This is a genomic window from Vibrio sp. QJM3NY_15, assembly GCF_057785995.1.
In genome coordinates this window covers 721934-743518 of record NZ_CM173517.1, presented here as the reverse complement: position 1 = coordinate 743518, position 21585 = coordinate 721934, and the positions used below count along the sequence as shown (strand labels likewise).

Sequence of the window (21585 nt, the reverse complement as noted above, 5' to 3'; positions counted from 1 at the left end):
GATTATTCCTGATCTTCAAGATCGGCAGCGGCAAGTCTTGCCGCCTGTAACACAAGCGTTGAATACATACGCGACTCAGCAGCCAGTTCATCATCCCACTTAGGCCAAATTCGTGAGATGTAGGTATCTCTGCCCTCGCCCGTAAAGGCGAAGCTGTCATTAAAGGTATCGGCCATTTTCTTAAGCGACTTTTCTTCGTCATCGACCCATTTACCACGACTAAAGCCCGCTTCAACGCCAGCCAAGGCGGTTTTCGGGAAATACGGCAATGGGGCTGTCATGCCTTGGTAAAATAGTCGAACTAATTCAGCCAGCAAACTCTTCGCCTGCTGCGCATCACCGATAGGTTGTAGCGTTTGGTGAACCACGCCCTCTTTTCTGTCATAGCCAATAATATGGGTCGTTTTTCCGTGTCCCATCACTGCACAACATAGATGATCGATCCACGCGGCCAAGTAATCTTGAGAGCGTATTTTGCCACTACGGAAACGCACTAGACCTGATTGATAGTTTTGAGTTAACCACCCCATCAAGCGAACAGGTTTACCTTCGCCTAACACATCAAATTCGATATTCACTTCGAGATCTTGTTGCGGCGAGCCGCTCACAAATCGAATCTCTTTGGCCAAGTCTTCCGCTTGAACACGGTTGGTTTCAAATTCGATATCACCAAAAGCTCCGACCGGTAATCGGCCCTGTGCTTTTTGCTCAGAGACAAACAATCGAACCGCTTCGTCAGCGCCTTCAGGGTGATCCAGTAACACTTGCAGCAAAGCATCCTTAAGTTGGAAGCTCTCTAAACCATTAAGTACAAATGGCTCATCGTCTTCCATCACAGGAAGTGGCGGCTCAAATACCACTTTTAGACGACGATTAAAGAAGTACTGCACAGGCAAACGCCAAAAACGCTGTAACTCAACCAAATCGAGTTCTAACGGGTACGTCGCACCCAACAAATAGTCATCCAATGCACGATTAAATTCACCACTGCGTTCACCGGAACGGTTAGCCGCTGGAAGCCACTCTTTGGCGTAACTCAGCACATGGCTCGCTTCACCTTGAATAAACGCAGCAGGGCTGAACGGTGTCATGGTGTGTTCAAAGCTGATCGCTTGAGTCAGGTTGATGCCTGAATCATCACTTGGTAAGGCTTGGTCGTCACTCAAACAGTAGTTCTGTTGGCAGTATTCAATCAACTCTGAAACCAATACCGACGGCACTCGCTCAGTATTATCTTGAATCGAGCGACCGACATAACTGATGTATAAACATTCTTGCGCTGACAGCATCGCTTCTAAGAATAGGTAGCGGTCATCATCACGACGAGAACGGTCACCCGGACGAGTGCGCCCGTTCATCAAATCAAAACCTTCTGGCGGCATTGAGCGAGGGTAAACACCATCATTCATGCCTAACAAACAGACGGTTTTGAACGGAATAGAACGCATCGGCATCAAGGTACAAAAGTTAACTTGGCCCGCTAAGAAACGCTGGCTAATGCGCGCGCCAGATAACTTATTATTGAGGTACTGGTAGATAATGCTTGGCGACAGTTCTTGTTCGTACAAGGCATCATCAAGCTGTTCGTTCAGTTGCGAAAGTGCATCACGAATCGATTTGAGCACCACCTCGCCTTCCAGTTCAACCGCAAAGAAATCATCAATCATTTGCAGCAAGGTTTCACGCCACATATCGATAGATTGGGTTTCAGTTAAGCGTTGACGGTAATGGGCGATACGATCGATAAAGTGCGCTAATTTACCAGCAAGTTCGGCGTTAATACCCTGAACTTCATTGTAAGCGGCAATTGGAGAGTGTTCAGTTTCAAATAAACCCGCAGAATCCGACATCGCATAGCCTAAGAGCATGCGATGAATACCGAATAGCCAAGTATTTTGCTCGGTCGCAGGTAGATCAAATTCTGTTGCAGTTGAAGCATCAACCCCCCAACGAATGCCCGCCTCTTCAACCCATTGCTTGGCTTGCTCGAATTGAAACTCGTCAATACCAAAGCGTGCCATCATCGCTGGAATTTCTAACAGCTCTAGCAACTCAGAGGCTAAACAGCGCGTGTTCGGTAGCGCGACCAATTGCATGAAAGCGGTCAGAATTGGGCTTTCTTGGTCTGCGGTTCTATCAGAGATCGAGTAAGGGATATAACGCTCACCCGGAGCATTACCAAATACCGCCTGAATCGCTGGGCTATAAGCATTAATATCAGACACCATTACGATGATATCGCGTGGTTTCAGGGTCGGGTCGGCATCAAACATCGCCAATAGCTGGTCATGAAGAACTTCCACCTCACGCATTGGGCTGTGACACGCATGTACGGTCAGAGAGCGATCACCAAGCTCAACCACCTGTTTATGGTTGCTGGAATCTAAGATGTGGTCGTCTTGATGCTCTTCTAGCTGGAGAATATCGGCTTGCAGTTGATGCAGTAGGTTATCCCTCTCAACATCAATAAAGAACTCATGCTCTTCGCTGTCTGATTGGGATAGTAAAAACAGGTTATCTCTGCCCAGCTTACCCATAGACGCAAGTAAACTATTACCCACGGCTTGGCTGGTGTGTAGTTCATCTTCAACGTTGGCTTCAATGCCATCTTTCAATGGTGATACTTCACCTTCTAGTTGAGGTAAACCATCAACCAACGCAAACTGCTTACGACGCTGGGCTTCAACTCTTGCCAAATATTTACGGTCTCGAATATCGCCCCAGTAATGTTGGCAAGGGTTGGTGAACATCAAGTGCACATCAATCTGCTCACCCAAAGCTTTCAACGCATCCATGTAACGAGGAGGCAACGAAGAAATACCAAACACAAATAAGCGTTTCGGCAGATGTTGCAATTGACCTTGTTGATTGGCTAGCGCTTCAATGAAGTCGTGGTACAAATTGCCACGGTGGTATTTTGATTGGCCTTGAGACAGAGTTTGCTCATAGAGTGCTTGCCACAAAATCGGTTGCCAAGGGTGCTCTTGCTGCCCTTCATCATCGACCAATTCAGCAACGGGCTCTCCCGCTTCCCACATCGCCATCCACTCAGGTCTATACACCAAGTAACCATCGAAGATATCGGCAATTTTCTCTGCCAATTGATACAACTTAGAGTCATCTTCGTCATTTTCAAGATAACGTTGCAGAGGCAAGAAATCAGGGTGGTCAAGCTTAGCGGGTAGCAAACTCATCAGCTTCCACGTCATTGCTTCTTTGTTAAAAGCACTGCGTTTAGGGACATCAGGAAGCACTTGGGTAAACATATCCCAAATGAAGGTTGCTGGAAGAGGAAAGTCTATATTTGCTGCTACACCAAACTCTTTGGCGAGTTCCATCTTAAGCCATTGAGACATACCTGGGCTCTGAACCAAGATCTGCTCTTTTTCGAAAGGGTTGGCTAAAGGATCACTTTTGATTAAGTGAACGAGAAGGATTTTTAAAGTATCGACTTTATTGGAATGGTAAACAGTAAACAAAGTGCACTCACGCTAATCTTGCCACAATATAAAGCCAGATTAGCATAAGTGCCGAGTTTGGATTAGGAATATAAGCTTATGAAATACTGAAAACTTAAGGTCCGTTTATCTTTTGAACTATTGCTTATTACAATCTACTGCCTACCGCACTTAGAACACGGTGAGGTTTGTAATTCATGTAATAACGAACCGCCACATAACCCACTACAAACGTTGCCACAATCAATTCTAGATACGCTAGGTTGAAGACTTGATCCACATAGTGAGTTTCCACACCAACAGTTTGCATCCAAGCCGCCAATTTGAATAACGCCGTTGCACCAATCACGATTGGGAATGTAAACGCCGCATAACCTGGGCTGAATGGCAGACGAAGTAGTTTGAAAAACGCGATGTAGATAATAAACGTCATCAACACTGCAATGCCAAAAAGTAACCCAATGATCACTGGCGAAGGATTTGCCGTCACCGTTAGGTAGCCCGCTAAAGATAGACTTGCTGGTGCCGCCATAATCGCGATGGTTGGTTTTGCTGCGTCAGGCACTTCATGAGAGAAGATCAAACGGTAGATCATGAGCGGTAGCATTACGGCATAAACCAATAAGCCAAAGACTAAAGTTGCGTGAGCAACAGGTTCTAAGATTGGGTTACCTGAAAAAGAAACGTCTGCCACGATAATACCAATTGGTGGCACAAACCAACTTGGCACCATGTGGTGAATCTCAAAGTTTTTAGCTCTGTGGTATAAGAAGCTCACCAAGAACACGACATGTAACGCTACCGAAGCGAGCCACACAGCTTCTTGTAAGAATTGAGAGATCGGAGCCAACGAAGCAGACACCACCATACAACCCATCGCAAATGTGGGTACAACACTGCCGACAACAGGGTGAGCAAGGTCTTCACGTAATAAGTGGCCGTGAATCAAAAATTTTACAGCTAAAACAAGAAGTAATACCGCCGCAATGCCAGCACTGATCCACTGCACCAAACCCGGTGTGTGTAAAGTACCTTGTGCAACTAAAACACCATCCCAACACCAGCCTAAGCTTGCAATTGCGAGTGCTAACCCTGCCATGGGTGTTGGAGCTCCTGTTAATCTATATTTAATACGTTGAATCATGTCAGCCTCTCTTAAACTTAATTCACTAAACTTGTGAACTCATCAGCTTGTTGAAGCCATAATACGCTTGCGCTTCGTTAAACAATATCCAATTATATATAACAAGTGTTCATTAATACTGAACGACATCTTTCCACCAGCAGCGTAAAACTAGGAACCTGATGGCTAATATTTCAATCAAACAACTCAAAGTGTTTGTCACCATTACCCAACATTCGACGCTTACCGCCGCATCGGAAGCACTGTTTTTGTCTAAGGCTGCTGTCAGCATGGCGCTGGGCGAAATGGAGAAACAATTGGGCCACTCTCTATTTGACCGGGTCAACAACCGATTAATTCTCAATCAAGAAGGACAAAAACTACTTCCTTTGGCTGACGAGATTCTTCATAGAGCCGCAGGTATCGATGTTTTGTTCCGAGATGACCAACCATTAAGTGGCAATTTAAAGGTTGGCGCGAGTGACACGATTGGTAATCAGGTCGCACCGTTTATTCTGTCTGGCTTTCGCGAACTAACTCAGCATCAAGATCAGAGCTTGTTCATTTCAAACAGTGCGCTGATCTGCCAAAAGTTGGTGGATTATGAACTGGATATCGCGTTAATTGAAGGAAAAACACTCCATCCTGAATTGATCTCTAGCCAGTTCAGTAGCGATGAAATGTGTATTATCGTTAGTAATCAACACCCTCTCCTTTCTCAAGACAAAGTTGCATTGCAAGATTTAGAAGGCAGCCACTGGATACTGAGAGAGTCAGGTTCAGGAACTCGCGAGTTTTTCCTGCGTGCTGTCGCACCTCGTATCGAACATTGGTATGAATCCTTTGAACTCAACACCACCGAGGCCATCATCAATTCGGTTTCTGCAGGGCTTGGGCTCGCTTGTTTATCACGGTTAGCCGCACAACGAGCGATTGATTCCGGCCGAGTAAAAGCACTCGATGTCCCGCTCGACATGAAACGCCGATTCTGGATGCTGGTGCACAAAGACAAATATCAAAGCCCGCTGCTGAAATCTTTCATGGGTTATTGTGAAGACTGGGCTACACATCAAGATTGAGGCCGCATAGTTAGGTCATCAACTGGACTTTTTGCATCAGAAACTGTATAAAAAGCCAGTAAAATTTATCAAACTTAGAGGATTAACCATGGCTGTTATCGTCAAGTACGTGGTCGAACGCAACGGAGAAGAGAAAATGACTTTTACCTCTAAAGCCGAAGCTGACGCATACGACAAAATGCTGGATATGGCTGATGAGCTTTTTGAACTGTTAAGCAAAAGCGATTTAGTTGAAGATGAAGGCAAGCAAGAAGAACTTGCAATGTACCTAGCGAAGAATAAAGAAGAAGTTCTTTACGCACTAGGTGCTAAGCGCAAACCAGCTCCGAAAAAAGAAAAGAAACTTGAAGCTGTTGAAGACGCAGAAGAAGATGCAGCATAACTAGCTGATACCTTTCTAAAAAACGTCAATAATGCCTCTAATAAGAGTCCGTTATTGGCGTTTTTTTATACTTATTGAAATATAATGAAGCTTGTTTATAGTCGAAATCGCTCTAAACATTCGCTTGCACAAAAGTGTGATAAAGATCTAATCTATAGTCATCAGGTGATGGGGTTCCACCTAAGCTTTTGCTTCAACCGCCCGTTCTTTTCGAACAGTGCTAATGACTCCTACAGAATCGAAAACAGGTAATACTGTTGGATGTATCGCTATTCCTCCATTTTGAAATGGACTTAGTCTATTAAGACCGAGCTTCATGACACCTTTGGATTACCGATACTCAAGATCTGTAGTGAATTAGCCGCACCTCTTCCAACACGTCCTGTTTTCTCAACGCCCTAGGCCCTAAATGGCTCTAACAGTGAGAAAACATTATGCACTACTCTTCAGAAATTCAATCAATGTGCCCTATTCAAAGGGGTGAACTTCACACTTCAGCTCCAATTCCAGTTGAAGGCGCTATGGTTAGCCCAAAAGATGTCATCGCTATTTCTGGCTTAAGCCATGGCGTAGGCACTTGTGCACCACAACAAGGTGCGGCAAAACTAACGCTAAACGTAAAAAACGGCATCATCGAAGAAGCACTAATCGAAACGATTGGTTGTTCAGGCATGACTCAATCAGCCGCGATGGCAGCCGAAATTCTCACAGGAAGAACCATTCTTGAAGCCCTGAATACTGACTTGGTGTGTGACGCTATTAACGTAGCCATGCGCGAAATCTTTCTGCAATTTGTTTACGGTCGAACTCAATCCGCATTCTCTGAAGGCGGCCTAGAAATTGGCGCTGCATTAGAAGACCTAGGTCAAACACAACGTAGCCAAGTAGGTACTAGCTATTCAACCTCAGCGAAAGGCGTTCGTTACCTAGAGCTTGCAGAGGGTTACGTGACCAAGCTTGCACTTGATGACCATAGCGAAGTAATTGGCTACGAATATCTCAACCTCGGCAAAATGATGAAGGCGATTAATCAAGGTATGTCAGCTAATGAAGCAGCAGACCTTGCTATGGGAACTTACGGTCGCTTCGATGAAGCCGTAACCACCATTAACCCACGCCAACAATAATTTTTGCCAATTTAGAGGAAAGATATGATGAACACTCAATTTAATGAATCAGTAACTCGCGTATTGGCAGAAATGAACTTCGACTCTTTAGAGCAAGCGAACCAATACTGTCTATCACACAATGTCGACCCAAAAGCGTTAGTGATGGATACCCAACCTATTGCTTTTGAAAGCGCTGCCGATGCTTATATCCTTGGCTCAGCACTGGCGCTATTTCGCAAAGCCACCAGCGCAGAACAAGCAGCAAATATCATTGGTGAAGGCCTTCAAGCATTCACCAAACCTGGCAGTGTTGCTGAGCAACGCCAAGTGGGTATCGGCCACGGTGCGCTAGCTGCACGTCTTCTAAATGAAGAAAGCCACTGCTTTGCTTTCCTTGCGGGCCATGAATCTTTTGCTGCTGCAGAAGGTGCGATTAAAATCGCACTCAACGTCAACAAATCACGTCACAACCCATTAAAGGTAATACTCAATGGTCTAGGTAAAGATGCAGCTTACTTAATTTCTCGCATCAATGGTTTTACCTATGTTCGCACTCAATACGATTACCAAACAGGCGAGCTTGTTGAAACAGAACGTCGCCGCTTCTCACAAGGCCCTCGCGGAGAGATCTTATGTTACGGCGCTGATGATGTACGTGAAGGCGTGGCAATCATGCACAGAGAAGAAGTGGATGTAAGTATTACGGGTAACTCAACTAACCCAACGCGCTTCCAACACCCTGTTGCAGGTATCTACAAAGCAGAACGTACTCGCCAAGGTTTACCTTACTTCTCAGTTGCTTCAGGCGGCGGTACAGGTCGAACATTGCACCCAGATAACGTGGCAGCAGGCCCAGCGTCTTACGGCATGACAGATACCATGGGCAGAATGCACGCTGATGCTCAGTTCGCAGGTAGCTCTTCTGTTCCGGCTCACGTGGCAATGATGGGCTTCATCGGTATGGGTAACAACCCAATGGTCGGTGCGACGGTTGCATTGGCTGTAGCAGTAAGCGAATCTCAAAACGCATAACAACAACGTTGAGCGCCACGATCTATCCATAGAATGAGTCCGTTAACTGAGAAACAAGCAATAACAGACGACCAAAACTCTACACCTATCACTAAAACCAAACAGCCAGCCTTATGCTGGCTGTTTTTTATTCACACTTGCTCTACTATCTATTTCTAATAATTATTTGTATCTAAGATTAAATACACAAACTATTAGGGCGTGTTGACCTTTCGTGGTTAAATTTTGTTCGAGATAAAAGCGTTTTAATCGCGGCGAGGGAGAAGTAGCCTAGTCATTCTAAGCAAATCTCCCTCAACAAAGAGTAAAACGCTTTTAGCCGAACCCTTCGGGCAGCGTTTGCTGGTCATTTCTACTACGTTATCGGCTTCTCATGTAGGCCAGCTACACGTCAAAGCCTCTGCCTTGTATAAATGCCCAGCAACTCGCTGCAAAAATCAGCTCGAAAGCTCAACACGCCCTAGTATTTAACTGCATCTTTTCAAAGGAATAATATGAAAGAGCTCATCATTCATACCATTACCGTGTTCATGGGCTTTTTTGCCATTATGAACCCTATCGCTAATACGCCAATCTTTCTTGGATTAACCGGTGATAATGACAGGGAAACGGTTAAATCTATCGCATTCCGATCGGTACTTATCGCCTTCGTTATCGTCAGTACTTTTGCGATTTCTGGAAAACTGATCTTTGACCTCTTTGGTATCACGCTGTACGCACTGCGCATCACAGGCGGCATTCTGGTCTTTTTGATCGGCTTCCACATGCTGCAAGGTGATTCAACACATTCAAAAGCAAAAGAGAAAGTAAACTCAGACGCCCAGCGAGACGCAGCGCTAAGTATCGCAGTATCACCTTTAGCCATGCCAATACTGGCTGGCCCGGGTACTATTGCCACTGCGATGAACTTTGCCAGTACTGAAGGGATTTACGAGACCATCATAACCATCGTGGCATTTGGCCTCCTCTGCACCCTAACCTACGTATTGTTTGTGTTCGGCGAACGCTTCGTTAAAGCGGTCGGACCAAGCGCACTGAATGTGATTACTCGAATGATGGGTTTGATACTCGCAGTTATCGGTATGCAGATGCTGATTGAAGGGATTGAACAGGCGTACAAGGCGCTGTTTGTTTAGAGTACGATCATAATTGTGTTGAACTGCATCATTTTCTCATTGCAGAAAACTATCGCTAAAAAGACAAGCAATATCATTTTACAGACTTTATCCCGATACGCCCTTTCATAACGAGGGCGCTCTCTTTATGATGAACGCAATTAAATTAACTTTGCTAACGGCAGCGCTTGTTATTCGAGCCGCTGTTATTGAATAGCAAAATCAAGACTCAACACATGGAGATTCAACATGGCTTACTTTTCACTAGCCTTCGGTACGGCAACCAAAAACCGCGACAATAAAATCATTGAAGCGTTCTTCCCTAACCCACTTCTAAACCCAAGCGATGCTCTTGTAGCTGCTGTGGCTGAAGTTGCAGGTTACACTGAAGGCAACCAAGCTATCGAAATCTCTGCTGCACAAAGCGCAGAACTAGCGAAAGCATTCGCAGCAAACGATGATGCAGCAAACGCATCTTTCGCAGAAAAAGCAGCAGCATCTGAGCAGTCACTTGTTCTTGTTGTTCTTGCGACTGACGAGAAGCCAGCATCAGTTGCAGAAGGCTTCCTTAAGCTACAACTTATCTCTAACCGCCTAGTTCAACCACACGGTACGGTACTAGACGGCATCTTCGGTCTACTGCACAACATCGCATGGACTAACGAAGGCCCAATCGATCTTCCTGAACTAGCTGAGCGTCAAATCGAAGCTCGCCTTGCAGGTCGCGCTCTATCTGTAGATTGCGTAGACAAGTTCCCTAAAATGGTGGATTACGTGGTACCAACAGGTATTCGTATTGCTGATACTTCTCGTGTTCGTCTTGGCGCACATGTGGGCGAAGGCACAACAGTAATGCACGAAGGTTTCATCAACTTCAATGCAGGTACTACCGGCGTGAGCATGGTTGAAGGTCGTATCTCTGCGGGTGTTGTGGTGGGTAACGGTTCTGACATCGGCGGCGGCGCTTCTATCATGGGTACTCTATCTGGTGGCGGTACTATGGTTATCTCCATCGGCGAAAACTGCCTACTAGGCGCAAACGCTGGTCTTGGTTTCCCAATGGGCGACCGTTGTACGGTTGAGTCTGGTCTTTACGTGACTGCGGGTACTAAGGTTCGTATGCTAGATAAAGAAGGCAACGAAGTAGAAATCATTAAAGCTCGTGACCTTGCTGGCGTTTCTGACCTTCTGTTCCGCCGCAACTCGATCACAGGTCAAATTGAGTGCCTAGCGAACAAGTCTGCTGTTGAACTGAACAGCGAGCTACACAGCAACAACTAATCTACGCGCTAGATGCTAAATTACTAGATATTAAAAAATACGAAGCCGCTGGGGTTAAATCCAGCGGCTTTTCTTTTTATAGCGGTAAAGCAGAGAAGGTTATGCTTTTTCTGCGGCTAGCTGTTCGAGAGCCTGAATAGAGGTTTCTGAAACTAACGTACCATCCATGTAATAGCTGACTTTATCGCCATCACGAACCCCCGTCAGAACGGCTTTCTGGCCATCGTTATAGGTGATGTCCATTTGAATGGTGTTCTCATCGATCTGTTGCATTTCACCCCATTCAATCTGACGATTGTTGAAACCAAGTGGCGCTTCTTTTAGTGAATCGTCTAGGCTGTCGTTCACATCGATCATGGTGTCGACTTTACTATCAAAGATGTGAGGTGCGCCTGTGAGTGGGTTTTTACCCGCCCAGAATTCGATTGAGTTAAATACAATGTAATCGGCTGCTGTTGTTAGCGCGTAAACTGGCGCAAGCAAGAAGTTGACCCCGGCACGAGCGTAACGGTTATCTACAACCTCGACGTTGAACTTCATTAATTTCCCAGTAACTGCGTTACTACCGACACACCCAGCTAATGACATGACAATCGCTGCCACTGCAACTGCTTTTGTGATTGTTGTTTTCATAGATCCCTCTTATGCCACGATGATTGATTCAGTTTTTGAACGGCCAAATTGAATTGTTTTTGCATGAATACAAGAAATGACGGCCTAACAAATTGATTCCATAACATTTAGCGTAGTGGAGATTTTTAGAACAGCAAACTGCAAACCTAATTTGTTTCGCGTTGGTTCCTAAAATTTGTGTAATAAAAAAGCGCAGACCTTTCGATCTGCGCTTTTAACTTTTTAGCTTTTAGTTAATCCAATCTAGATTAACGCAGCATGTAGGTAAGTGATTAACCCACATTCTTACGTGCGTTTTGGAACATACGCATCCAAGCACCATTCTCGCCCCAACCTTCTGGAGACCAAGAGTTAGCAACCGTACGGAATACACGCTCTGGGTGAGGCATCATGATAGTCACACGGCCATCCGTCGTTGTTAAACCAGTGATAGCATTTGGCGAACCGTTCGGGTTATTCGGGTATTGCTGCGTTTGGTTACCGTTGTTATCAACGTAACGTAGAGCAACCGTACCTGAGTTTTCAATCGCGTTTAGGTGGTCGTTGTCACGCACTTCTACGCGGCCTTCACCGTGAGAAACAGCGATTGGCATACGAGAACCTTCCATGCCGTTGAAGAATACAGAATCAGACTTCTGAACTTCAACGAGGCTGAAACGAGCTTCAAAACGCTCAGATTCGTTACGAACGAAACGTGGCCAGTATTCTGCACCTGGGATAAGTTCACGTAGGTTCGACAACATCTGACAACCGTTACACACACCTAGAGAGAAAGTATCTTCACGCTTGAAGAAGTTTTCAAATTGGTCACGCGTAGAGTCGTTAAACAGAACCGATTTAGCCCAACCTTCACCAGCGCCCAGTACATCACCGTAAGAGAAGCCACCACAAGCCACAAGGCCGTTGTATTCTTCTAGTACCGCTTGACCCGTTAGGATGTCGCTCATGTGAATATCAGTCGCTTCGAAACCTGCACGGTCGAATGCTGCTGCCATTTCAACGTGAGAGTTAACACCCTGCTCACGTAGAATTGCCATCTTAGGCTTAGCGCCCGTGTTGATGTAAGGAGCTGCAATGTCTTCGTTTACGTCAAAGCTTAGTTTTACGTTCAGACCTGGGTCTGAGTTGTCTTTCTTCGCTTCGTGCTCTTGGTCTGCACAGATTGGGTTATCACGTAGACCTTGCATCTTGTGCGTCGTCTCAGCCCAGATAGTACGTAATTCAGTACGGTTACGTTGGATTACAACGTCTGCGCCTGACTTAATCACTACGTCGTCTGATGCTTCAACAGAGCCAATTACGTGTGAACACGCTTCTAGGCCATTTGCTGCAAGAGTAGAAAGAACTGCGTCTAGGTCGTCGTTACGAACTTGGATTACTGCACCTAGCTCTTCATTGAAGAGTGCTGCTAGCGTATCTTCGCCTAGCGCTTCAATGTTCGCGTTAACACCACAGTGACCTGCGAACGCCATTTCAGCTAGCGTTACGAATAGACCGCCATCGCCTTTATCGTGGTAAGCCACAACTTGGTCGTTAGCAACAAGTGCCTGAACACCTTCGTAGAAACCTTTTAGCTGTGCTGCGTTGTCTACGTCTGCTGGCTTATCACCAAGCTGCTTGTAAACTTGCGCTAGTGCCGTTGCACCCATACGGTTTTTGCCGTTACCTAAGTCGATAAGAACTAGGCTTGTATTACCCTTGTCAGTGCGAAGCTGAGGCGTAATCGTCTTACGAACATCTTCAACACGTGCGAACGCAGTGATAACAAGAGATAGCGGAGACGTTACTTCTTTCTGCTCGCCATTCTCTTCCCATTTAGTCTTCATCGACATTGAGTCTTTACCCACAGGGATAGTTAGACCCAGTGCTGGACATAGTTCTTCACCTACGGCTTTAACCGCTTCGTAAAGGCCTGCATCTTCACCAGGGTGACCTGCTGGAGACATCCAGTTAGCTGACAATTTAATGTGTTTGATATCGCCGATGTTCGTCGCTGCGATGTTAGTGATTGCTTCACCAACCGCTAGACGAGCTGACGCGCCAAAGTCTAGAAGTGCAACTGGCGTACGCTCACCAAGAGACATTGCCTCACCGTGGTAAGAGTCGTAACTTGCTGCAGTTACTGCGCAGTTAGCAACTGGAACCTGCCATGGGCCAACCATTTGGTCACGAGCTACAAGGCCTGTAACCGAGCGGTCACCGATAGTGATAAGGAATGTTTTCTCTGCCACTGTAGGTAGGCGAAGAATACGGTCAACCGCTTCGTTTAGTTCGATACCAGAACGGTCAATCGCAGGATTGTTTGCTTTTAGCGTCTTCGCGTCACGGTGCATCTTAGGTGTTTTACCTAATAGGATGTCCATTGGCATGTCGATTGGCGTGTTGTCGAAATGTGAATCTTCTAGTTTCAGGTCACGTTCTTCTGTTGCTTTACCAACCACTGCGTAAGGTGCGCGTTCACGCTTACAAATCGCGTCGAATGTTGCCATGTCTTTATCAGCAACCGCCATTACGTAACGCTCTTGAGATTCGTTACACCAGATCTCAAGTGGGCTCATGCCCGGCTCATCGTTTGGCACGTCACGTAGATTAAAGATACCGCCACGCTCGCCATCGTCTACTAGTTCAGGAAGAGCATTCGAGATACCGCCTGCGCCCACATCGTGGATAAATGCGATTGGGTTCGCATCACCAAGTTGCCAACAACGGTCGATAACTTCCTGACAACGACGTTCCATCTCTGGGTTTTCACGTTGTACAGAAGCAAAATCTAAGTCTTCAGAAGAAGAACCAGAATCCATTGAAGATGCAGCACCGCCACCAAGGCCGATGTTCATTGCTGGACCGCCAAGAACGATTAGGCTTGCACCTACTGGGATCTCTTTCTTCTGAACATGATCATCACGAATGTTACCTAGACCACCAGCCAGCATGATTGGCTTGTGGTAACCACGTACTTCTTCACCCGCGTGAGAGTTTACTTTCTCTTCGTAAGTACGGAAGTAACCTAATAGGTTTGGACGACCAAATTCGTTGTTGAATGCTGCGCCACCAAGAGGGCCTTCAAGCATGATATCCAAAGCAGTAACAATACGGCTCGGCTTACCAAAGTCAGTTTCCCAAGGTTGAACGAAGTTCGGGATCTTAAGGTTAGATACAGAGAAAGCAACCAGACCCGCTTTTGGCTTACCACCAATACCTGTCGCGCCTTCATCACGGATTTCACCGCCTGAACCTGTTGATGCGCCCGGCCATGGAGAAATTGCCGTTGGGTGGTTGTGCGTTTCAACTTTCATCAAGATGTGTGTTTTCTCTTGGTGATAGTTGTACTGACGAGTTTCTGGATCTGGGAAGAAACGACCGACTTCAGAACCTGTCATTACCGCTGCGTTATCTTTATAAGCAGACAGAACGTGTTCTGGTGTCGTTTCAAAGGTGTTCTTAATCATCTTGAATAATGATTTTTCTTGCTTAACGCCATCGATAGTCCAATCAGCGTTAAAAATCTTGTGACGACAGTGCTCTGAGTTCGCTTGTGCAAACATCATTAGCTCGATGTCAGTCGGGTTACGACCTAGCTTTTCAGTGAAGCTTTCAAGAAGGTAATCAATTTCATCTTCTGCTAGCGCAAGACCTAGGGTAACGTTTGCTTTTTCAAGCGCTTTACGTCCGCCAGTTAATAGGTCAACTTCCGCATAAGGAGCAGGCTCAGCAACTGTGAATAGTGCTGCTGCCGATTCGAAGTCAGTGAAAACCACTTCCATCATACGGTCGTGCAGAATTGCTTTCAGCTCAACAAGTTGAAGCTCTGAAAGTTCAGAAGAAGTTTCAATGTAGAAAGCGGTACCGCGCTCTAGACGTGACACTTTAGCCAGTCCACAGTTGTGTGCGATATCAGTTGATTTTGAAGACCAAGGCGAGATAGTGCCTGGACGTGGCGTTGCAAGCAGCAGTAAACCTTCAGGTTCATGCTCTTCAATCGTTGGACCGTAAGTCAGTAGCTTTTCTAGCTTCTCAACTTCAGACGCATCTAGGTCTGCCGTTAAATCAGCAAAGTGGGCAAACTCAGCGTAAATACCTGTTACAGGTAAGCTTAATTCACGACAAAGCTCTAAAAGCTTGTTAACACGAAACTCAGATAGAGCTGGGGAGCCACGCAAAATTCTCATGTGCTTAGGTCTCTTATGCAGTTGATTAAGGTGATATTGGAATAAATTCAGTGGGTTATAGGAACAACCTAACTGTTTTCTTCGAAGCTATTCCCGAAGGTTAACAAACCTATGCCGATTCCACCTCTTCAATGCGAGCGCATTATAAAGCATTTCTTTTTGTGACGTAACACCAAAAGCAACCGTTTGCGTTATTTTTTTAATCTAACGATATAAATGACAGTTTTGCTGCATTTATCAGCACTTTTACAACTGTTTAAATAAACCTGCTTTGCCAGCCTTGCGGGGTTTGGTATAAAGGGGCTTCCACTTTTCGAGATTTCATTTTGATGCCTAAATTTACGCTCATCTTTTCGTCTAAATTCCTTCTGCTCGTTATCGCTCTGTTAGGGGTAACGGGATGCCAGATTGAATCTGAACCTAAAAGTGTCCTTGAGCAGATACGAGATCGCGGCGTTCTTCGTGTCGGCACCCTGAATAACCAACTCTCTTATTACATCGGCCCCGATGGCCCTGCTGGCTTAGATTACGAGTTAGCTCGTGAGTTTGCGCAGGAGCTTGGTGTAAAGCTTGAGGTTAAACCTGCATACCGTTTATCCGGCCTATTTCCAGCCCTTAAGAAAGGCGAGATCGATCTTATCGCGACTGGGTTAACACAAAACAATAACCTGACACGTGCGTATCGCGCCGCGCCCGCTTATTACTATGTAAGCCAACAAGTCGTGTACAAAAAAGGCCAGTGGCGACCAAGAAACCTCGGTCAACTGATCAAGTTTGAAAACGAGCGTCAGGCCGAATTTGTAAAAGCACAATCTGAATCAGAAGAAACGGCATCAAATGAAACACTAACGCCGTCTTTGGTTGTGGTGAAAGACTCACACTTTGAACCAACACTAAAACAGCTACAGAACACACACGATGACTTTATCTACGATGCGGTCGGTAATGCAGACATCAATGACCTGCTAAAAGAAGTGTCGACTGGAGAACGCTTGTTTACGGTAGCGGACTCGATTGAGCTGTCACTCGCACAGCGTTTGTACCCAGACGTCGCTTTGGCATTTGAACTCACTGAAGACCAACCTATCTCTTGGTACTTAGAGCGTTCAGAAGATGAAAGCCTGTATGCATTGCTGATTGAGTTCTTCGGTAACCTAAAACAATCTGGTGAACTGGCTTCACTGGAAGAGAAGTACATCGGTCACATTGGTACCTTTGACTACGTTGATACTCGTGCTTTTATCCGCGCCTTGGATAGCAAGCTACCAAAATGGTCGCCACTGTTTCAGAAATACTCACAAGAATTTGATTGGCGCTTGATTGCTGCTTTGGCATACCAAGAGTCACACTGGAACCCAGTCGCACGTTCTCCTACTGGTGTTCGAGGTATGATGATGTTGACGCTACCAACCGCGAAAAGCGTAGGTGTAACTAATCGTCTTGACCCGAAACAGTCGGTACAAGGTGGCGTGGAATACTTACGTCGTATCGTGAATCGAGTTCCCGACTCTATTACTCAACATGAAAAGATCTGGTTTGCCCTCGCATCGTATAACGTAGGTTACGGTCACATGATGGATGCACGTCGCTTAACCAAAGCACAAGGCGGTGATCCTGACGCTTGGGGTGATGTGAAAGACAGGCTGCCTCTTCTAAAGCAGAAGAAGTACTACAGTAAAACTCGTTACGGTTATGCTCGTGGTGATGAAGCAAGGAATTACGTTGAGAACATTCGCCGTTATTACCAAAGCATTATTGGCCATGTGAACAAGCGAAATAAAGAAGAAGAAGCGAGCCTTGAAGGGTTGGTGGTTATCCCACCTTTAGAGATCTCGGGCGCTGAATCGACAATCAGTGCGGCTGAATCCGCTGTCGACGAAGCTGAGTCTTCCAAATAAATAAAAAAGAGCAATGCTATATAGCGTTGCTCTTTTTTTTTATACATGAACCACTGGTTCGTATTGGCTGGTTCGCATTGAGAAAATAAACAAACAAAGTGACCGTTAAACTTGAGGTGTCATATTGCAGTAACAATCGAACTTTATAACGACACACCATAAGCGCCATGATGTTCTGTTGTATTCAGACACTGGCCATCGCGATAGCTACTCAAAAAGTATCGCTAAGTTCGCGACAGAGCTCATAAACAAACAACCACTATAATTAAAACTGAAGTCATAATTACAAAGCCAGACGACAAATAGGAAATCGTTGAAATGATGAAGAACAAACTGAAATCGAAGCGCCTTGATAAGACCGTTGCTGCAAACCGTCGTAAGCGTATGCTTTCAAATAATAAGAAAAAGATCATTTGGCGCAACCGTGCTTTCATGCAGATACTTTCTGAGTAAATATACCGAGTAAGTTTTCTGCGGCACTCTTGCGATAGAGGGTGCCGAAAGCTGGCTTCTATCTCTTGTTAGTTGGCTTCTTCTTGTTACTTGCCTTCTCAGCTTCTAAACGCTGCTCTTCCTGCAAACGCTCAAGCTTTCGCTTCTCTTTTATCTCTTTTCTACGACGTTTAAAAAACGCCTGTAGCTGTTCACGGCACTCTTCCTCTAACAGACCATGCTCAACATCGGCATAGTGGTATGAGGCTTGGCTTTCAAAGAGGTTCAATACCGTACCCGCAGCACCCGCTTTCAAGTCAGGTGCACCAAACACAATGCGCTTTACTCGGCTGTGTAACAAGGCTCCAGCGCACATAGGACACGGTTCAAGCGTGACGTATAAGGTGGTATCGAGTAAGCGATAGTTTTCCAAAGCTTGCCCAGCTTTACGCAAGGTTTCGATTTCTGCATGTGCCGTAGCATCGTGGCTGCCAATCGAACGGTTCCAACCTTCAGAAATAATCTCACCCTCTTTTACCAACACAGCACCCACGGGAACCTCTCCCTCATTCTCAGCTTGCTTGGCCACCTCAATGGCACGTCGCATGAAGATTTCATCTTGAGGGGTGAATTGATGGTCTGACAAAGGGAACTCCAGAAAACAAAGGATAAGAACAAAAAAAGGTATGCGGAGAAGCATACCTAATCTTAATGATTATGAACAATAAAGATAACGAACAACAAGCGCGGGCTTTTCGTTAAATATCTAGCAGCTTATCTAACTCACAGCATCGCCCAACTCATTGGCTACTTTTGTCGCTTTAACACTCACGATACGGTTGTTCTCGACCGAGATAATTTCAAACTGCCATTGCTGACATTGAACGACTTCTCCCGTATCGGGTAAACGCCCAATCAGCCAAGTGATAAGGCCATTCAATGTTTGGAAGCCTTCGCTTTCCCCTTCTAACTCTGACAGCTCTAAGCGGTTCTTGAGCTCACTGAGAGGGATTAACCCATCCACCAGCAACCCGTCTTCAACTTGCTCAGTCCATAGGTCATTGGGGTTATTGGATAGCTCACCGGCAATCGCTTCAAGAATATCGTAATGAGTCACAAGGCCTTGCACATCGCCATATTCATCAACGATGAACGCCATCTCTGTACCCGACTCTTTAAAGTAGCTAAGTAAACGCAACGCCTTCATAGACTCCGGAACATATATCGGAGACTTAGACAGCCCCATGATCACTTGAATACTTAAATTACCCGCCTGATTCAACAAAGCTTTGGCCGACACCGTACCGACCACTTTATTGAGGTGATCTTGGCATAATGGAAACACACTGTGCTTTGACGAACGTAATTTTTTGAATATGTGCTCAACGGGTTGGTCAATATCCAGAAAGTCGACGTCTCGGCGTGGCGTCATCAACGAGCTCACAAGGCGATCATCAAGCTGTAAGATATTGCGAATCATCTCTTGCTCGCCACGCTCTATCACACCGGATTCAGAGCCCTCTTTCACGAGTGCATGAATATCGTCTTCAGTCACACTATCTTCTTCGCCACCACGTCCCATTAACTTAAGAATACCTTCGGTTGATGCAGACAACGCAAACACAAACGGCGTCGCGATTTTAGATAACCAGAAGATAGGCAGCGCCACTAACACGGCGATGTTTTCAGCTTGGGATTGAGCAAAACGCTTTGGCACCAACTCACCCACAACAATCGCGAAGTAAGTAATACCGACAACAACTACCGCAGTAGACAATATATTCGCTTGGGTTGGGTCGAATCCCCACAGCTCAAGTTGAACGGCCAATGGCGCAGATAGCGTCGCCTCGCCCACAATACCGCTAAGTAGGCCGATTACCGTAATACCGATTTGGATTGTAGAGAGGAAGCGGGTTGGGTTTTCTTTGAGCTCAAGAGCAATCTGAGCGGAGCGGTGTTTTTCGGCTAAGCGTTTCAGCCGACTATTCTTTGCTGCTACCAGTGCAATCTCTGACATGGCAAACAGACCATTTAAAACAATTAACCCTACTAAAAGCAGAATCTTCATGTGGATTGGATTTCCTAATTTTACCGGCCAACAATTAGCCGTAATCCGGAGTATAAGCTGAGTGCCTTTATTTTGAATATAAAAAGTTTTGGATATAAAAAATCTTGGATACAAAAAAAGTGGCAAACGATAGCAAAAAAAAGCCCGCACATTTCGGTGCGGGCTTCGATGATTTTATCTTACTGAATTTTGCTTTTAGTACTTAGCTTTACTTATCTTACATGGTGTAAGTGTAAGGAGCTTGGATACCTAGTGGGATACCAAGAGCCCAGTAAGCTAGCAAGAAGATTGACCAACCGATTAGCATAGCAATCGAGAATGGCATCATTAGAGAAGCTAGAGTACCGATACCTGTCGACTTAACGTAACGTTGACAGTAAACAACAACCAGTGGGAAGAACACCATTAGTGGAGAGATGATGTTAGACACTGAATCACCTACACGGTAAGCCGCTTGAGATAGCTCAGGAGAGATACCCACAACCATTAGCATAGGTACTAGGATAGGACCAATCAGTGCCCATTTAGCAGAAGCAGAACCTACAAGCAGGTTAACTGCAGCCGTTAGTAGAATCATACCAACAACCGTTGCTTCACCTGGAAGGTCCATCGCTTTCAAGCCTTCAGCACCGTAAAGTGCCAGCATAGTACCGATGTTTGATTGAGCGAATGCAGATAGGAACTGAGCACAGAAGAACGACATTACAATGTATGCGCCCATCGTTGCCATCGTCTCAGACATTGCTTTGATAACATCGTTACTATTCTTGAAAGTACCCGCTACACGGCCGTAGACGATACCCGGAATAATAAACAGGATGAAGATCAGAGGAACGATAGACTTCATAACTGGTGCTGAGAACGCTGTTAGCTCACCTTCAGGCGAACGAAGGGCAGAGTTTTCAGGAACCAAAGCTGCGATAAGTAGACCAATACCTGCAACCATTGCCCAACCAGCAAATTTGAATGCTTTAGATTCAATCGCTGTGAAGGTACCTAGATCAGGTGCTTGTTCTGCATCTTCATCAACAGGAGTATTAGCAAGACGAGGCTCGATAACCTTCTCTGTAACGTACCAACCGATAGCAACGATTAGAACTGAAGATAGGCCCGTAAAGAAGATGTTCGCTAGAGGGTTAACCACATATGCAGGGTCAAGAACGTTTGCCGCTGTTTGAGTGAAACCGGCTAGTAGCGGATCAATACCTGAAGGAATGAAGTTCGCAGAGAAACCACCTGATACACCAGCAAACGCTGCTGCAATACCCGCTAGAGGGTGACGACCCGCTGCGTGGAAGATGATACCGCCAAGAGGAATTACTAGAACGTAACCTGCATCAGCTGCTGTGTGAGACACGATAGCAACCAAGATTAGCATTGGCGTTAATAGCTTAGCTGGCGTGAAGTTCAGCATTTTCTTAAGGCCAGTAGTAATGAAGCCTGAAGAGTCAGCAACGCCAACACCTAACATAGCAACAAGTACGATGCCTAGCGGTGCAAAACCTGTGAATGTGGTAACCATATTCGCTAGGAAGCTAGCAAGCGCTTCACCAGTTAGTAGGTTGTTAACTTCTAGAGCAGCACCCGTTTGAGGGTTGATTAGGTCGAATGAAAGATTCGACAAAAGTGCAGATGCTACCCATACGATAACTAGAGCCCAGAAGAACAGAATTGCTGGGTCTGGAATTTTGTTGCCGGCGCGTTCAATGAAGTTTAGAAAGCGGTCCATCCCACTGATCTTCTCAGTCGATGGTGCTTTTTTTACGGCTTGGTTACTCATGGTAACTCCATATGTGATGTTGTTTG

At 45.7% G+C, this 21585-nt stretch carries 15 protein-coding genes and 1 riboswitch; of the genes, 8 read left to right on the top strand and 7 right to left on the bottom strand.

Going from position 1 to position 21585, the window contains the following annotated elements:
• Nucleotides 1-2: 2 nt before the first annotated feature.
• Nucleotides 3-3479, bottom strand: a complete 3477-nt coding sequence (recC, locus tag AC3CKG_RS03205; RefSeq protein WP_488528805.1) for an exodeoxyribonuclease V subunit gamma — start codon at nt 3477-3479, stop codon at nt 3-5.
• A gap of 127 nt (nt 3480-3606) precedes the next feature.
• Nucleotides 3607-4602: a TDT family transporter gene (locus AC3CKG_RS03200; RefSeq protein WP_065104980.1), complete on the bottom strand. Its 996-nt coding sequence runs from the start codon at nt 4600-4602 to the stop codon at nt 3607-3609.
• Between the two features lie 161 nt (nt 4603-4763).
• Here AC3CKG_RS03200 and AC3CKG_RS03195 point away from each other — a divergent pair, with 161 nt between their 5' ends.
• The 6 genes from AC3CKG_RS03195 to dapD all read left to right on the top strand — a co-directional run bounded on the left by AC3CKG_RS03195 (nt 4764) and on the right by dapD (nt 10579).
• Nucleotides 4764-5660, top strand: a complete 897-nt coding sequence (locus AC3CKG_RS03195; RefSeq protein WP_017110226.1) for a LysR family transcriptional regulator — start codon at nt 4764-4766, stop codon at nt 5658-5660.
• Nucleotides 5661-5748: 88 nt separating this feature from the next.
• A complete protein-coding gene (locus AC3CKG_RS03190; RefSeq protein WP_004735185.1) occupies nt 5749-6042 on the top strand; it encodes a YebG family protein in 294 nt (97 codons plus the stop codon).
• A 155-nt stretch (nt 6043-6197) separates the two neighbouring features.
• Nucleotides 6198-6282: riboswitch (Fluoride riboswitch) on the top strand.
• A gap of 194 nt (nt 6283-6476) precedes the next feature.
• Nucleotides 6477-7169: an iron-sulfur cluster assembly scaffold protein gene (locus AC3CKG_RS03185; RefSeq protein ID WP_488528804.1), complete on the top strand. Its 693-nt coding sequence runs from the start codon at nt 6477-6479 to the stop codon at nt 7167-7169.
• Between the two features lie 24 nt (nt 7170-7193).
• Entirely contained in the window at nt 7194-8183 is a 990-nt protein-coding gene (locus AC3CKG_RS03180) for a GGGtGRT protein (RefSeq protein WP_017110228.1), read from the top strand.
• A 494-nt stretch (nt 8184-8677) separates the two neighbouring features.
• A complete protein-coding gene (locus AC3CKG_RS03175; RefSeq protein ID WP_017110229.1) occupies nt 8678-9319 on the top strand; it encodes a MarC family protein in 642 nt (213 codons plus the stop codon).
• A 228-nt stretch (nt 9320-9547) separates the two neighbouring features.
• Nucleotides 9548-10579: a 2,3,4,5-tetrahydropyridine-2,6-dicarboxylate N-succinyltransferase gene (dapD, locus tag AC3CKG_RS03170; protein WP_488528803.1), complete on the top strand. Its 1032-nt coding sequence runs from the start codon at nt 9548-9550 to the stop codon at nt 10577-10579.
• A 99-nt stretch (nt 10580-10678) separates the two neighbouring features.
• Here dapD and AC3CKG_RS03165 read toward each other — a convergent pair whose 3' ends face one another.
• Both AC3CKG_RS03165 and purL read right to left on the bottom strand, forming a co-directional pair.
• On the bottom strand, nt 10679-11212 hold the full coding sequence (locus AC3CKG_RS03165; protein ID WP_065113476.1) for a DUF3332 domain-containing protein: 534 nt from the start codon (nt 11210-11212) through the stop codon (nt 10679-10681).
• 272 nt (nt 11213-11484) lie between these two features.
• A complete protein-coding gene (purL, locus tag AC3CKG_RS03160) occupies nt 11485-15381 on the bottom strand; it encodes a phosphoribosylformylglycinamidine synthase (protein ID WP_488528802.1) in 3897 nt (1298 codons plus the stop codon).
• A gap of 329 nt (nt 15382-15710) precedes the next feature.
• On the opposite strand from purL, the gene mltF reads away from it, so the two are divergent.
• On the top strand, nt 15711-17279 hold the full coding sequence (gene mltF, locus AC3CKG_RS03155; protein WP_102361813.1) for a membrane-bound lytic murein transglycosylase MltF: 1569 nt from the start codon (nt 15711-15713) through the stop codon (nt 17277-17279).
• A 318-nt stretch (nt 17280-17597) separates the two neighbouring features.
• On the top strand, nt 17598-17732 hold the full coding sequence (locus tag AC3CKG_RS03150; RefSeq protein WP_017106613.1) for a hypothetical protein: 135 nt from the start codon (nt 17598-17600) through the stop codon (nt 17730-17732).
• A gap of 58 nt (nt 17733-17790) precedes the next feature.
• On the opposite strand, the gene tadA is transcribed toward AC3CKG_RS03150, so the two are convergent.
• The 3 genes from tadA to AC3CKG_RS03135 all read right to left on the bottom strand — a co-directional run bounded on the left by tadA (nt 17791) and on the right by AC3CKG_RS03135 (nt 21559).
• Nucleotides 17791-18411 carry a tRNA adenosine(34) deaminase TadA gene (tadA, locus tag AC3CKG_RS03145; protein WP_065104985.1) on the bottom strand — a complete coding sequence of 207 codons (621 nt, stop codon included), beginning with the start codon at nt 18409-18411 and terminating at the stop codon, nt 17791-17793.
• Nucleotides 18412-18489: 78 nt separating this feature from the next.
• A complete protein-coding gene (locus AC3CKG_RS03140) occupies nt 18490-19779 on the bottom strand; it encodes a hemolysin family protein (protein ID WP_488528801.1) in 1290 nt (429 codons plus the stop codon).
• A 217-nt stretch (nt 19780-19996) separates the two neighbouring features.
• Entirely contained in the window at nt 19997-21559 is a 1563-nt protein-coding gene (locus AC3CKG_RS03135; RefSeq protein ID WP_017110237.1) for an AbgT family transporter, read from the bottom strand.
• Nucleotides 21560-21585: the final 26 nt, after the last annotated feature.